Annotated in this window: 11 protein-coding genes and 1 pseudogene; 7 read left to right on the top strand and 5 right to left on the bottom strand. The window is 56.2% G+C overall.

Translation table 11 applies throughout. From position 1 onward, the window contains the following. Nucleotides 1-397: 397 nt before the first annotated feature. Nucleotides 398-865: a DUF1573 domain-containing protein gene (locus OSO_RS52575; RefSeq protein WP_010583273.1), complete on the bottom strand. Its 468-nt coding sequence runs from the start codon at nt 863-865 to the stop codon at nt 398-400. Between the two features lie 14 nt (nt 866-879). Here OSO_RS52575 and OSO_RS50750 point away from each other — a divergent pair, with 14 nt between their 5' ends. Further along, nucleotides 880-1188: a hypothetical protein gene (locus tag OSO_RS50750; protein WP_010583272.1), complete on the top strand. Its 309-nt coding sequence runs from the start codon at nt 880-882 to the stop codon at nt 1186-1188. 693 nt (nt 1189-1881) lie between these two features. On the opposite strand, the gene OSO_RS0110150 is transcribed toward OSO_RS50750, so the two are convergent. Beyond that, a complete protein-coding gene (locus OSO_RS0110150; RefSeq protein ID WP_010583271.1) occupies nt 1882-2139 on the bottom strand; it encodes a hypothetical protein in 258 nt (85 codons plus the stop codon). 94 nt (nt 2140-2233) lie between these two features. On the opposite strand from OSO_RS0110150, the pseudogene tnpA reads away from it, so the two are divergent. Next, nucleotides 2234-2642 (top strand): annotated as a pseudogene (gene tnpA / locus OSO_RS42920) (IS200/IS605 family transposase); the annotation flags it as partial. Nucleotides 2643-4183: 1541 nt separating this feature from the next. Here tnpA and OSO_RS0110135 read toward each other — a convergent pair. From OSO_RS0110135 to OSO_RS0110125, 3 genes are all read right to left on the bottom strand, one after another. Continuing rightward, on the bottom strand, nt 4184-5092 hold the full coding sequence (locus tag OSO_RS0110135) for a metallophosphoesterase (RefSeq protein WP_010583268.1): 909 nt from the start codon (nt 5090-5092) through the stop codon (nt 4184-4186). Nucleotides 5093-5115: 23 nt separating this feature from the next. Next, complete coding sequence (locus OSO_RS0110130; protein ID WP_010583267.1) at nt 5116-6384, bottom strand: tetratricopeptide repeat protein; 1269 nt, start codon at nt 6382-6384, stop codon at nt 5116-5118. Nucleotides 6385-6558: 174 nt separating this feature from the next. Beyond that, nucleotides 6559-7824, bottom strand: coding sequence for a YkgJ family cysteine cluster protein (locus OSO_RS0110125; RefSeq protein WP_010583266.1), 1266 nt, complete (start codon nt 7822-7824; stop codon nt 6559-6561). A gap of 283 nt (nt 7825-8107) precedes the next feature. Here OSO_RS0110125 and OSO_RS0110120 point away from each other — a divergent pair, with 283 nt between their 5' ends. From OSO_RS0110120 to OSO_RS0110095, 5 genes are all read left to right on the top strand, one after another. Further along, the gene (locus OSO_RS0110120) at nt 8108-10696 is read left to right on the top strand and encodes an O-antigen ligase family protein (RefSeq protein ID WP_029246850.1); all 2589 of its coding nucleotides are present in this window, start codon (nt 8108-8110) and stop codon (nt 10694-10696) included. Nucleotides 10697-10873: 177 nt separating this feature from the next. Further along, nucleotides 10874-12280: a DUF1501 domain-containing protein gene (locus tag OSO_RS0110110; protein WP_010583264.1), complete on the top strand. Its 1407-nt coding sequence runs from the start codon at nt 10874-10876 to the stop codon at nt 12278-12280. Nucleotides 12281-12508: 228 nt separating this feature from the next. Next, nucleotides 12509-13705 (top strand): aldose epimerase family protein, encoded by a 1197-nt coding sequence (locus OSO_RS0110105; protein WP_010583263.1) that lies wholly within the window; start codon nt 12509-12511, stop codon nt 13703-13705. 69 nt (nt 13706-13774) lie between these two features. Further along, a complete protein-coding gene (locus tag OSO_RS0110100; RefSeq protein ID WP_029246849.1) occupies nt 13775-14128 on the top strand; it encodes a hypothetical protein in 354 nt (117 codons plus the stop codon). Nucleotides 14129-14205: 77 nt separating this feature from the next. Beyond that, entirely contained in the window at nt 14206-15117 is a 912-nt protein-coding gene (locus OSO_RS0110095) for a TatD family hydrolase (RefSeq protein ID WP_010583261.1), read from the top strand. Nucleotides 15118-15583: the final 466 nt, after the last annotated feature.

Below are 15583 nucleotides of genomic sequence, written 5' to 3'. Positions count from 1 at the left end.
CCGTTTAACTGCATTTGCGGCCGAATGAATCGATCCATTCCGAGTGCGACTCAGATGCAGCCGCACAGCAACCCTGACGCAACCGAGACGCAAGACGTGCACGCGGTACACCCAAGAACTGTGGAACTGCAGTTTGCCCCGAGTGGACCTGGGCAGGCTGGAGGGAGCTTCGTTTTGCAGCCACCGGACTTACAACTCGTCCAGCATTTCGCAGCGGCAGATGCCTCGCCGACCCAGATCATCGTCAATGCCAAGATCCCTAATGACACCCCGCCAAATAAACCGAATGTCTCAATGATCTTCCAACGATTCGCCATAATCTGTCTCTCCAATCGAAACAACTGGCACAAAAGACGAAGCGACCGACGCTACGCCATTCAACGTCGTGAGTTAAATTTCAATTCACAGTCCCAACAATTGTCAGGAGTGCCGGGGGTTCACCTTCCACATCGGTGAACACGCGCACTTTTCGGTGAAATGTACCCGCTGCCCGTGGTTGCAGAACCACGTCCAACGTTCCCACCCCCCCGGGCTCGATGCTCTTAGGGAATTGATCAAGGGAAATACATGCGCAACTACTCTCGATACCAAGTAGAGTCACATTTGATGATGAGATATTCGTCACTCGGAATTTAGATGTACGAACTTTGCCAACGGTCAGCCCATCAAAGACCAGCTCACGTGGCTCAAAGACGACATGAAGGCCTTGAAGCCAGGGCCAGACAAGAGTTGGAGATCCCGTTCGAATCCAGGCAAAACCTACAACAAGCACAAATAACACAACAAGCGACAACAAAAGCAATCCAAAGTCACTCTTGGGGATTGAGAGGCGAAAGCCCTTGATGCGTTGTTCGAGATCACTCATCTGCAAGCCTCTGTGTGGAAGCCATTCAAAGCGACGTTCTGAGTCAAGATCGTGAAAGTTCACAAGACGATGGTGAGCAATCAGAAGTGGAAGTGGGCGAACTCCATCGCGCCGTTGCACGCATGGAACAGAATGGAGTTGGAATCGCCCGCTACCAATTTCGCTCATCAATTTCGAAAAACGTACCTCCGATCTGTCGTCGGCCCGTACCTGTTGCCGATGTGTCGCATTCGCTATTGGGTGCAGCCACAGCCAATCGTGTCATTGCTCGCCATCAACTGCCGCAAGTGCTGTTTGGGCGAAGTGTGTTCGTCGTGATTTAAGCTTGAACCAAGGGACTACTGACATACCGTGCAGTTGAATGATCGATATCTAAGGTTTGAAGCTTGAGGTCAACGATCTACGTGAAATCGAGGATCCGGTGCGATATTGCGTTGCGTGACGCGAGATTTGAGTGTATGTGCACTATGGTGGTTGATTATGCATCATATGGCGGGGTTCGTCAACTATCGGTTTGCGTAAAAACGATTGATTGTGGCGAAATGTGTACAATGTCGCGGCATGGTGTTTCGTTGAAGGGGTTCGTGTTCTCTACCGATTGTGCACCAGTTGCGCTGACTGATGACTCAATTATTGCTGAGCGAATCTGTTTGAGGCGGGTGGGCGAGCGGATCTGTCGGAGAACGTTCAAACCCGCTTCAGCTTGTTCGGGTGAAAGAATCTGAAGTTTGGGCAAGTCCAGTTCGACCCCTTCAATTGACGTGTATCCGTCTCCATGGAAGCGATAGTACCACTCCCCATTCCATTGCGACGCAAATGCAGAGATGTCCCTGCTACGCCAGCAGGGACGCAAAACGGCTCAGTCGTACATCGCCGGTCGCAACTCATTCCATTTGGTGTCGTTTATGAGCGGAATCATGCGTCACTCCACTCTGGGCAAGCCGATTGGGCAGAAGCCTTTTCTTGGGTGCTCCGTTCGCCGTCGAGATGGAATCACGAATTGAGCGGAGCGTCTGCTAACCCCAGATCTTCCACCAGCTTGAACCCGAGCCCGGCTTCTTGCCCGACGCGTGGCCGGTGACGCCGGTGACGCCGGTGACGCCCTCGTTGCTACCGGAGGTCAGGACGCGGCGTTCGGGCATCAGGACGCAACTGAGGTCGCCGCTGTCGCCCGCTGTCGTGTCGACCAGGATGCGGCGGGGGCGGATGACCACCTCGTCGACTTTCACATGGCCCGAGACGAGCGTGAAGGGGCAGTCGGAGGGCGGGGCCATGTTGACGAATGATTTCTTGTCCTCGCGATGGGTCTAAAACCCTCGCCTTCAGGCGAATCCTTTAGGTTTTACTCTCTTCGGTTAAAATGTGGGCATGGAGAACTATCGGATCAAGTGCCCGTAGTCGTTTCGACATCAAATACCACTTTGTGTGGGTGACAAAGTACCGCAAGGGAATCTTGGCCGGTCCGGTTGGGGTTCGCATTCGGGATCTCGTTCGCGAAATCTGTCGGACGCACGAGATTGAGATCCTGCAAGGAGCTGTCTCACGAGACCACGTGCACGTATTGCTGTCGTGCCCGCCGAACATCTCCCCCAGCAAAGTGATGCAATATCTCAAAGGGACAACCTCTCGAAAACTCATGATGGAGTTCCATCATCTGCAGAATCAATACTGGGGTCGTCACGTGTGGGCTCGAGGCTACTTCGTGGCTTCCAGCGGCACCGTAACAGATGGGGTGATCATGGAGTACATCCGGCAACAAGAAGGAACGGAACCGAAGGATGGTGGGGACGATTTCTTCGAACCTACCGGCTTACAGCCGGTAGTCTTCAGTTCACAAGCAAAAATATTTCGTCGCGTCGCCTGTCGGAGCAATGGAACATTCAGAATTGGGAGTGATCCAACCCGCTGTCAGTTACAGGGTTGCAATTGCTGTGGCGATCCGTGACCCTGGGTGGTATCACGCGGCCTCGAATGACCGTATGAGACATATGAGTTCAAACGGCTCGTGCTGAATCGGTCATGAAAAGTGGAGCCCCGCGCTGAGCTGCTCCATCTATGATCGACCACCTGAAGAGAGGTTTCTGATGCCAAGAATCTCCAAAAGTCGTTTGTAGAAAATGGATCTTGCAGGGGTATTGTGTACTGTTAGGCGGACGTCGTTGTAGAGTCTCTCCAGCATCTCCTGATCGGAATGATCGATCGCAATTTGTTCTAGTTCTTCCAGCGCAGACCGATCGCCCGCCCACGTGAGCCCTAAGAGGATATTGTTGTACTCAGTTTGAGATCGCGCGTTTGATTTCTGACGTTCAAGAAGTCCCTCACCGATTGAGCAGTGACGCATCACCAGTAACTGGGCCGCCCACACACGCACCCAATGCATTCTCGATGACTCTGCGATTCTTTTTAAGGAACGATGCGAACATCGAGTTCCTAGTTTTCGAACTGTCCATAGGACGTACGCGATCTCGGGCATCTTAAATTCGTCAATGTTCCTCGCAATCGCTCGTTCGGCAGACTTGCAGCCGATCCCGGCCATTGAAGCCCGCAGCAGGCCAGCTGCCATTGGGCTGCGACATGCGCGACGGCATTGACGCAGAAATCGAAGAAGGGTGCGCGGGCGTTGAAGTTTTTTTACAGGAGAGGCTTTTGCTTCTAACAACACCGTACACAACGCCGTTGCGATGTGGGCCGCTGCCCTGGGGTGGGGATGTCGGGCACAATAGGAAAGCGAGATTGTCATTTCACTCAGCGTCACCGACGACGAGATGTATTCAATGCTTAAATCGCGGATGACGTCCCATTCGGTCGCACAAAGAAATCGCCCAACGAACTCAATGCTGACAGGAGTGAGTCCCGACTTAAATTGTTGTTTCAACGTCATGCGTTGTGTCATTACGTATTGCGACCTCATTGACCTGGTAGCAACGTCTTTGGTACGCCGAGCTGGGACGAGAATTGTGGGATATTTTGCTCTTCACGGCGACTGAATGGGGACACAACAGTTTAGGCGTCTCATGGCAGGCCGTCGATGAAAATGCGGTGTTCCAACCTTGAACTGCGGTTGAGGCAAACTTCAGCATGGCACCGGCACCTTCACGGCGTCATTTTTTGAATCCGGGCGGAGTCCGTCCCCGCTATTTCAATAGACTGCCAACGGTTCCTACGCAAACGCTCAACTGGCGAAGTGCACGTGCGCGGTGTTTTTGGGGGCGAGGGGGATGTTCGGGAAGACTCCCCTTGCTTTGAGTCTCGGCTAAAAAGCGAGGAGTCGAGGTTGGATGAGGAGTTGTGATGAGGGGCGGAACACCCCAGATCTTCCTAGCCCCAGATCTTCCACCAGCTTGAGCCCTTGGCGGGTTTCTTACCTTGGGCGTCGCCGGTCACGCTTGTCGCGGCTTCGTTGGTGCCGGAGGTCAGGACGCGGCGTTCGGGCATCAGCACGCAGCTGAGGTCGCCGCTGTCCCCGCCTGTCGTGTCAACCAGGATGCGGCGGGGGCGGATCACCACGTCGTCGACTTTCACATGGCCCGAGACGAGTGTGAAGGGGCAATCGGAGGGCGGGTCCATGTTGACGAATGATTTCTCGGAGAGCCACTGGGGGCGATTCAGCGAGAAATCACGCTGCTGAAGAATGCGCAATTGGACGTTGAAGGGGATGTTGGGGTCAAGGCCGGCGTGGACGAACAACAGTTGGGGGTGTTCAACGCACCAGGGAAGATTGACGAGCAGTTCGCGATGTGCGGCGGGCACCATCGTGTTCAATTCCGCGAGATTGCCAATCGCGGCTCCGTACGAATCGAAAGTGGTTTCTGAATCGTAGTGTTCGACCCAGCGACTGCTCCACAGTGACCCTTCAGTCTCCGGAAACCAACCCAGCGCCGAGCACATGGCGAATTCGTGATTGCCCATGATGGCGGTCGTCTTCGGATGCTCTTTGAGCAGTTCCAGGAAGATGTCGATCCCCGTTTTGGGATCGGGGCCGCGATCCACGAAGTCACCGATGAAGATGATCCAGCGTTGCTGGTAGTCGGGCAGTTGGCGCAGGCGATTCAGCAAGACCTGCAGTTTGCTGACTTGACCATGAAGGTCGCCGATAACGGCAATGGGACCCTGGATCTTGGTTTTGAGGCTCGGCATCGTCATAAAATCAACCTGCAAAGAAAACTCGCTCGCATCGTCGAAAACGATGACTCCGGCGGCCAGTCTTTGCTGCGGCCGGAGCGTCATGGGATTCTCGACGGAGAGCCGCGTTAACGCAAGCGGTTTTCCACATCCGGATCGAGCGCGAGTGCCTGATCGAGATTGGACTGGGCCTGCTCCGTTTGTCCTTGTTTCTCAAGGACCCTGGAGCGTGCGTAATACGCCTCGGCGACGCTGCTGTCGATCCGTCGAGCCCGCGCGAAGTGCTCGATGGCGCGGTCGAAGTCTTTCGCTGCCAGATAAACATCACCCAAAACGGAATAAGCATCTTCGTTTGGTGCGATCGCGAGCGATGCTTCGGCGTCTGCTTTCGCGGCGTCCGTGGACTTACGTTGGATGTGAACACCGGCGCGTGTCGCCAATGCGTCCGCTGACTGGGGATTGAGCTCCAGAGCCCGATCCAGATCGGTCAGGGCTTTGTCGAGATCCTCGATCCGCAGGAAATGTTTCGCGCGCTGGGTCAGGTCGCTGGCCGGATTCGTCGAACCTCCGATTCGTGTCGTCAGGCGGTGATATTCGATGATCCAGGCCATTTTCTTTTCGTCGGCCTGCGATCGATCGAACGCCCCCTGTTTCTCGTAGACATCGCGACGATGCTCGTAATATTTGTAATTCAGCGGATCAATCAGCATGGCCTGGGTGAAATCGGCGACCGCATTCTCGTAGTCTCCGGCACGGGCTCGCAATAGGCCGCGATTGTTGTAGGCGTTGACGTAGTCGGGATTTAGTTGCAAGGCGATGTTAAAGTCTTCAATCGCCGCGCCAATTTGTCCCGCTTCGAATTCGGCGAAACCCCGATTGTTGTACGCATCGGTATAACGGGAATCGATTCCCAGCGCGTGATTGAACTGTTCGATCGCTTCGGGGAACTGTTGCTGGGCGATGTAGAGCAGTCCCCGATTGTTGAAGGCATTTTTGTACTTGGGGGATACTTCCAGCGCTTGATCGAAATCCTGCATCGCTTCGGTGAACTGTCCGAGCCCCATCCGGATAAACCCGCGATTGTTGAGCAGGTTGGCATCGCGTTCGTTCAAGGCAATCGCGTGATCGAGGTCTGCGACGGCTTCGCGGTGGTGTCCCAATCGTTGATGGGCCGTGGCGCGGAAGGCATAGAGTTCGCCGTCATTGGGTGACGCGGCAATCAATGTGTCCAGGGCATCGATCGCGATCGAGAATTCGCCGCGCTCAAATTGGGCCACGATATTCGCGGGGACCGTGCTGGCTTTGGAAGCCGGGGCCTCGGCCGTGCTGCTGGGGGCAGGAGCATTGCTGCAGCCCAGGAAACAACCCAAGAACAAAACGCATGCTAGTCGTCGCATGTTCGGCACCTCCCGCCCAAAGACCTGAATCCATTCGAACGGGTGGCTTTTAGAAGGACTTCAAAACTGGGTCAATCCCAAAATCGGTCGTAAAGTGCCTGTTTCATGGTGTTTGGGGCGAGCCTTCTGGTGCTGAAGATCAGATTTGGAAACAAGTTGGCGAACCCCGTGAACTCAATGGGCGTACCAGAGGCAAAGGCGACCCAGATCGCCCGTTTCAGCCAGGCTGCGGACTCGTCGGCGCGAAGCCAATTGGCCTAGAGCGGGTGAATATCCGTGATGGTGGTCGGCGATCGTGAGTGCGGTCGAAATATCTTCCACCGTCAACCGTTCGCGTCCAGCTCCCGCTGCCAACCAGCGTGCCAGCCACAGGGTAACCGGCAACATCAAGGCCAGGCTGTGAAAGCCTTCGACGAACGGAACGTCATAGTAAGCAGGTCCACAGAAGTGGAGACCTTGAATTTTGACCCGGAAGTATCGCGTCAGGATTTCGTCGCTGGCGGGATCGAGTGGTCCAAAAGTCTGTTTCAGCGCGGCGAACGGAACTGGCTTGAACGCGGATTGCAGGGGGGGGATTTCGCCCTGGCCGCGTGTGAATGCCATGATGGCTAGGAAGAGCCGCCATCGACCCATCCAGCCTGCGGACAAATCGGCCACGGTGTCTTTTCGGGCGTATTGCGCGACCAGCGTCCGGAAGTAAAGCTGCCCGAGCGCGGTCGGTTCATCAAGGTTTTCCGGGAACGCGGGCAGATCGATGCGTGCCGCTTCCATCAGGAGTACGATGAGTTCACGGATCTGCGTTCCGCGCAACGTTTCGAATGCCGACTGCCCCATAAGCGTCGTCCAGGTCACCGCGCGGCCAATCCGAACGGCAATCGGGCTGGTGGGGTCGGCGAGCGTGTGATCGAGCCCCTCGCAAAACGCGAGAAAATCAGGCCAATCGACGCGGTCTCGGCCGTTGAGAGTTGGCGGAGGCGTTTTTTCAGCACCGGGAGGGATCACCAACTCGCCCAGTCGACGCAGTTCGCCCGCTTGCTTGATGACCGGAGTGCCGCGATTGGCCACGACGGAGGGGCAGCTGTATCGCAGGCTGACCGCGAACGTTTTTCCGGCGGGGTGAAATGCATAGGGGTAAACGCGACAGGCCAGTGGTTTTGCGGCTTCACCAAATTTCGCATGGATGCGACACAGGCCGCGATCATCAAGGAACACGCAACCTCCGTCGGCTTGATGAGCCAGCCGGTATCGTTTGTTCCAGGGGGGGCCCGCGTGCCATTCGATGACTGGCAGCCGCACTCCGTCCGCAGCAGTCCATTTCTGATCGATGATCCGCTGTCGTTCGGCCTCGGTAATTTCAATTAAGTGCTGACGGCAGCAGCCTCCGCAGTTATGGCAACTCCAATTTTGCAGCACCGGCAATTCCAGGCGGGGATTCGCCATGAGTCGACTTTCGCACCAAGCGGATTCGGAGGGGACGGAGGACGGAGGGAGACGTCGTATTGGGGACGAGGATGAACTTTCGAAATTGCTATTTTCAGACTTTGCGGTTACTGCGATTCTAACAGGATTCTATTCAGTAAGTCGTATCCGATTACCTCGATTCTGTTTGATGAGCATCCCCACCATGACGGCAGGTTCGAAACGGTCGCGATCGTCTCATCGTCACCCTGGTGAACATGGCTTCGGTTCGAGGTCCCCTGTACCGTCAACGCCGTGGCTGGTCATGGCGACCGATCTGTGCCTGGCGACGACGTTGCTTGCGGTTTCGATCGGATTCGGCGGACGCATGGCTCACGGGCAACTGGCCCTGGTCATTGGTGCGTCTGTGACGGCGACCTGTTGGGCCTTGTACCAATTCATTTCGTCTTCGGCACGGTGGACATTCACGGGCAGTGAATGGTTGTGGCTGGCGGGGATTTTGCTGGGGCTGGTTCAGATCATTCCGATGCCCGAAGGTTGGATGATGTCGCTGGCGCCGCGGATCAAAGACGTGATCCCGCTGTGGTTTCAATCTGAGTTCACCGACTACCTGCATGTGAAATGGAATCAGTTGTCGTTGGCGCCGTGGGAGACCTCGTCGGGGTTGGCGACCTTCGTCTCGTATGCGCTACTGTTTTTTGTCATCGTGCAGCGGATGCGGACGGTCAAGGATGTCGAGCTTGGGCTCTGCGGTGTGGCACTTGCCAGCGCGGCCATGATGCTTTTCGCCCAATTGCAGTATTTGACGAGCAACAGCAAGTTCTTCTGGGTGTACGAGCATCCGTACATGACGACCGACACCTATCCTTTGGGCTGCTTCACCAATCGCAATCACTTGGCGCAATTTCTGGTTCTGGGAACCGCACCGGCGATCTGGTGGCTGGTGCGCCGGATGAATCAGCAAGAGCTTGACCGGGTGGAACGCCGGGGGATGCCTGCGACGATGCACGCGGTTGCTGTCGCGTTATTGCTGGCATGCCTGGGCGGAATCGTGTTGACGGTCTTGATGACGCTGTCGCGCGGTGGGTTGATGGCGATCTTTTTAAGTTCGTTTGTCGTGGCGATTTTGTTGTGCCGAATGGGACTGGCGTCGATGAAGGTCGGAACCGCGATGATCGTGGTTGGGGGGCTGGCCTGTATCTTTCTTTCGTATTCGAAGTACGAGACGATTTTCGCGAGTCGTTTGGAGCAAAATACAGGACGGCAAGAAATCTGGCAGGCCAACATCCAGGTCGCGAAAGATTTTCCGATCCTGGGAACTGGTGTGGGTACGCATGCGGATGCGTACCGGCTTCATATCGTCACAGCCGAGGATGATGGACTCGAATATTCCCACGCCGAATGCGGCTACCTGCAGATTGCGTCGGAGACCGGGTTGATCGGACTTTCGATCTGTTTATTGATGATCGTGACCAGTTTCTGGTGGTGCTTTGCGGCGCTCCGAAACAGTGATACCAACGCGTCGTCCTGCGCGGCCGCCATTCTGGCGAGTCTGGTCGCCAACGTCGCGCACGCGGCGGTGGACTTTTTCTGGTACGCGCCGTCGTGCGTGATTCTGTTGATCGTGCAATTGGCCTGTGCCGTTCGCCTGGCGCGATTGGCTCGTCAGGCGAACGGCTCTGCCGCCGAATCCTGGCCGCTGCCGCGTCTGGTGACCGCCCTGGGGACATGCGCCCTGATTCCGGTGTTCGTCTGGATGTTCGATCAGAAGTTGCCATCGGCTCTCGCCGAACCACACCGGATCGATTGCATCCTGATGGGGCGGAATGATGAAGAAGGATGGACGGATGAAGAGAAGCTCGAGAGCAGTCAGCGGCGGCTGAAGTCCGCGTTGCAGGCGGCAAAACTGGATCCACGCGATGCCAAGTTGCAGGAAGTGGCGGCGCTGGTGACGTTGCAGCACTTCGAGCAGAAGCAGATGTGTTCGGACAATTCGATGTCGGCCAGCATGCTGCGCGACACGATCAAAGCGTCGAACTTTGAATCGGCGAAAGCGGCGAACGACTGGCTGTCGCGGGCGATCGGTCCGAATGTGAAGCTGCTGCGAATGGCCAGCAATTTTGTGAAAAAGTCGTTGAAGAACGGCCCCATGCGGGCGAAGTCGTACGTGATGCTGACGGAGCTGAATTTTCTGGACCGATTGGAAAACGCCGAATTCACGCAACTGTGTCTGGATCAATCGCTGACCTTGCGACCGCGTGATGCAGAAACCATGTATCTGGTTGGCAAAGCGAAGATGCAGGAAGGCGAAGTCGAACAGGCGATGAAGTACTGGACGCGCGCCTTCGAACGCAGTCGTTCTGTTCAGGAACGAATCGTCGAAGTGCTGGCCAGTGAAGTGTCGCCTGAATACTTTGACGAGGAGTTCCACCCCGATTGGAAAGGGTACGAATTCATCTGTAAGGCCTTTTTCAAAAACGGCCGCGAGCCAGAATCGCGACAGGCACAGCGGTTGATGATCCACAAAGGAATTGCGAAGGCGAAAACGGAGACCTCTGACGAGGAATTCGAAACCATGTTGTACTCGATCGGGAACACTTGTCGGGAGATGGGAGACTTTGCAATCGCGGCCGATGTGCTGACCGTTGCGGCGCAACGCGTGCCGCATAGCTATACGATCCGGTATCGCCTGGGGTTGGATTTATACCAGTCGGGTCAGGTGCCCGAAGCCGCCGACCATCTGCAATGGTGTGCCGCGCGCGAACCTGGAAATCAGGCTTTGCAGAAGCTCGCCATGCAATGCGTTGCCGATCGAATCAAACGCAACGGGGCCGCCGGGCGGAACGATCGACAGATCGAGCAAACGGGTCTGCAGCACGAGTCATTGCGGTAGGTGCAGGACGTCCGGGCGTTCCGATATGTGGGTCTGACGATGCGCTTGCGGGATTTCGACGTCGGCCCGAAAACCGAAGGGGCAATCTGAATTGGGCGCTTTCGCGTTGACTTGGCGGATCAATGTGGGACAATCCATAAAGCCCGCCGAATATGTCCCGCCCAGCCCAGGTGCTGCATGAATCCCGCCCGATCGTCCATCGCTGAGAACGCGGTTCCGTTGGTGATTCCGCGTCGAACGTTATTGCAGGCCAGCCTGTTTAGTCCGGCGACCTGGTCGATTGCGTCGGCGTTGCGTGCGAACGAATCACGGGCGCCGGAGCGAACGGTCATTCCCGGCGGGTTTGGTCAGGCGAAGCGTTGTCTGTTGTTCTTCATGTGGGGCGGGCCCAGTCAGATCGACACGTTCGATCCGAAGCCCAATGCTCCCGATTCGATCCGTGGGCCCTTTCAATCGATTTCGACAAATGTTTCGGGGATCAATTTTTCCGAGAACTTTCAGTTGCTCGCTCAGCGAGCGGACAAGTTGGCGGTGCTGCGATCATTGGGGCATGACGACCCTGCGCACCTGTCGAGCGGACATACCGTTCTGACGGGGCATTTGCCGCCGTCTAACAAGAGCGACGCCGCACCGCCGAGCAACCGCGACACGCCGCACATTGGCAGCGTCATGTCGCGGTTGAAACCGTCGCAAGGAGTGCTACCGTCGTTCGTGACGATGCCGTGGCTGGCCTATCATCCTGCGGCACCAGGCGGACAGGCACCGGGCCAGCATGGTGGGTGGTTGGGACATCAATATGACCCCCTGCTCGCGGCAGGCGATCCCAATACGCCCGGCTGGAAAGTTCCGTCGCTGTCCTTGATTGAGGGAACGTCACCCGACCGATTGATGCGACGTCAGGATTTGCTGGCCTCGATTGATACTCAACGTCGGCTGGCCGACAGCGCCACACAGTCGGGGATCATGTCGGCGCGACAGCAGCAGGCGTTTGGTTTGCTGACGTCATCGCATGTCCGTCAGGCGTTTGACCTGGACCAGGAAACACCCGAAACGCGAGATCGTTATGGTCGAAATATCCACGGACAGTGTGCTTTGCTGGCTCGTCGCTTGCTGGATCACGGCGTTCCATTCGTCTCGGTGAACTGGCACAACGACGGACAGAACTTCTGGGACACGCACGGGGACAACTTTAACCGCCTGAAGAACCACCTGATTCCTCCAGCCGATCGTGCGTTGAGCGCAGTGCTGGACGATTTGACGCAGGCCGGTCAGCTTGAGGACACGCTGATTGTCTGGGTGGGCGAGTTTGGCCGGGCGCCGATGATTAATGCGTCGGCTGGCCGCGAGCACCATCCCTTCTGCTACAGCGCCCTGATGGCCGGTGGCGGCATCAAGGGAGGGCAGGTTTATGGATCGAGCGACAGTCGTGCCGCGTATCCGGCCGAGAATCCGATCACGCCGCACGATCTGGTGGCGACGATGTACCACGCGCTGGGAGTCGGTCCGGATGCGGTGCTGCATGACATCCAGAATCGGCCTCATCAACTGGTCGCGGGGCAGCCGATTCGCAGTCTGTTTGGGTGACGATCTGCTGCGGGCAACCTGACTTGCGAGGTCGGTGGGAAACTGGCGATTGCGTTGCGTCAACCGCGAGAATGCCATGTCAATTTCGTCGTTGAGACCCCTGAACGGGGAATTCATGCGACCAACCGTGGCGGTTCCTGGGACGGTCGCTTGCAGGACAGTGGATCGTTTCTCAAGATAACGAATCTTCAAGGTCGCGTTTCCCACCCAATGCAAGGATCAGGCAGCATGCAACCCGTTCACTTTCATGGATTCACGAAAGGGCTTCTCCTTTGCGGTTGGTTGACGATCGTCGGATGCGAGGGAAGCGTCGGAAAACCGTTATCACCTGCCGACCGCGCGGCCAAATCGACAAACGAAACTCAATCCACGGAAGAGACTATGCTGACTGTGCAAAGTGAACCTTTTGGTCAAACCGAAGATGGCCAGCCGATCACCGGCTTCAGCCTGCGAAATCATCATGGGATGAAAGTTGGTTTGATCAACCGAGGCGGCATCATCACGTCGGTGGAAGTGCCTGATCGGAAGGGCGAATTTGCCAACGTCACATTGCACTTTTCCGATCCCGCCGAATATCTCGTCAATGGCCCTTACTTTGGTGGGGTTTGCGGGCGTTATGCCAATCGGATTGCTCACGGCAAGTTTTCGCTCGATGGAACCGAGTATCAACTCGCGACGAACGGCGATCATCATTTGCACGGCGGCAAAGAGCACTTCATGCGGAAGTTGTGGAAGGCGGAAACGTTTCAGACCGACAAAGTCGTCGGGGTCAAAATGATCTACACCAGTCCCGACATGGAAGAAAACTATCCGGGAACATTGAAGTCGGTCGTGACGTATACCCTGAATGACGACAACGAACTGACGATTGATTACGAGGCGACGACCGACAAGCCGACGATTCTGAATCTGACGAATCATGCCTATTGGAACTTGTCAGGCGCCGACGGCAGCCTCGTCTTGGATCACGATCTCACGCTGTTCTGCGACAAGTATTTGATCGTCGACGAGGGGTCCATTCCCACGGGTGAACAGGCACCAGTTGCGGGCACGTGTATGGATTTCTTGAAGCCTCAGAAGATCGGAGCCCGAATCGATCAAACGGTGAACGGTGCCGGTGGGTATGATCATTGTTACGTTGTGAATGGAAAGCCCGGCGAACTGCGTCCAACGGCGAAGATTGTCGATCCGAAATCGGGTCGCGTGATGGAGATTTCGACCACCGAGCCCGGCGTGCAGTTTTACACGGGCAATCATCTGAAGGGCACACCCGAGACCGGCAACGCTCCGAAACACGGTGCCTTCTGTCTCGAGACACAGCACTTCCCAGACAGCCCGAACCATCCTGATTTCCCTACGACGCGGCTGAACCCCGGCGAAAAGTACACCCAGAAGACGGTCCACAAGTTTTCCGTGGCCAAGTGACGTCTACGGCAAGCATGCCAGCGCTGACTGCCGACTCGGCACCGAAATCCTCGACGAGGCGAGCTCCAAATGCGTAGTCCAAAGGAGAGCCATAAGATCGTGGTTGCGGGTGTCGAGTATCGCTGGCGGGCGACGGGTAACGATGGCTGGATCTCGGTCGGGATCTGGCCATCGAACAAGCTCGGTCCCATTATCGAGGGAATCTTCCGCTATCACGAAACGTGGATCGATATCGGTGGCGGCCATTGCCGTTCATCGGGCGATCAAATCATCGTGACGAATCGCATCGTGCGAAGGATCATCGAACACGCCATAACGACTTGTAGCTACAATCCTTTAGTTGCAGGAAAACAGCTTCATTTGGGGCCGCTTGAAGACGTGGTCAAATGGAGCGACGCCGTCCGTACATGTCGAACGACGTGATTCCGTGCTGGGATCGACAGAAATCAATTTGGTGACGTGACGTTAAGAGTCACGGTTTGGGAACAGGTTAGGAAATCATGTTTTACATCGATCCGCATATCCACATGGTGTCTCGGACGACGGATGACTATGAGGCGATGGCGGCGGCGGGGGTGCGGGCGATTATTGAACCTGCATTCTGGCAGGGACAACCGCGGACGGAAGTCGGGGCGTACAAGGATTATTTCTCGAGCCTGGTGGGGTTTGAGCGGTTCCGTGCGGCTCAGTTTGGGATTCGGCACTATTGCACGATCGGACTGAATTCCAAGGAAGCCAACAACGAACCCTTGGCCGAGCAGGTGATGGATCTGTTGCCGCTGTTCGCGACGAAGGAAGGTGTCGTGGCGATCGGCGAGATTGGCTATGACGATCAGACGGCGACCGAAGAAAAGTTCTTCCGACTGCAGCTCGAGCTGGCGAAAGAAGTTGATCTGCCCGTGCTGATTCATACGCCTCATCGCAACAAGAAGCAGGGGACGTATCGCAGCATGGATGTGATCGAAGAGCACGGGATCGCTCCGCACATGGTGGTGATCGATCACAATAATGAAGAGACCTATCGCGAAGTCCTGGACCGCGGTTACTGGTGTGGATTCACGATCTATCCCGGAACCAAAATGGGCAACGAGCGGATGGTCGATATACTCAGAGTGGCTGGTGCCGAACGGGTGATCGTCGACAGTTCAGCGGATTGGGGAAAGTCCGATCCGTTGGCAGTTCCGAAAACGGCGAAGCTGGCACAGGAACGCGGTATCCCGCTCGAGCAAGTGGAACTCGCCTGCTACAAGAATGCGCTGACGGCGTATGCTCAGAGCGGCCAATTCGACGAAGCCGACTGGCTGAATCCTCAACCCGTCGATCAGCGGACGCTGTTTCAAGGCAACAGCGTGTTGCGCGGGGGGCAGACGCCACGCATTGACGACAGCGAATCGGCGAACATTATTCGTTAGCAGTGGTATTGCGAGGTGATCGCGCGTCCTTTCAGGTGATGGACGGTGTTCCCGACGTTGTGAAACCGCCGATGTAGAACGTGCTGGTTCACAACGGACATTGCGCAAGCGTTGGTCGTTCCCCTTCGAAGCGAGAGGGGGATGAGGCGCTTCGAAGCCGAAGCTTCGCGGCTGACCACTTTTCACGCTCTGGTGGCACAAGAGTCATCGAAAAAATCTGTGTCGTGAGGCGGTTGCGGGCTGAGTGCGCCGTCGTCTGCTTGGCTCGGGTGTTCCCAGATCGGGGCACGCCAATAGATCTTGCATTTTCGCTGAAGAGTCGTGCATTCTGCAGGTAACGTACGTGCTGTCAGTTTTTGCGTGTGCCATAACTCGCATGTTCATCGTGAGTTGCGAATCGGTTTGAAATTCTAGAGAGGTTCGGCACGTTATTCCCTTTTCCGAAGGGACGTACCCCGGACAAGAC

The organism is Schlesneria paludicola DSM 18645 (genome assembly GCF_000255655.1).
GTDB lineage: Bacteria > Planctomycetota > Planctomycetia > Planctomycetales > Planctomycetaceae > Schlesneria > Schlesneria paludicola.
The sequence above is the reverse complement of the archived record's forward strand: the minus strand, read 5'-3'. Positions and strand labels throughout refer to the sequence as shown.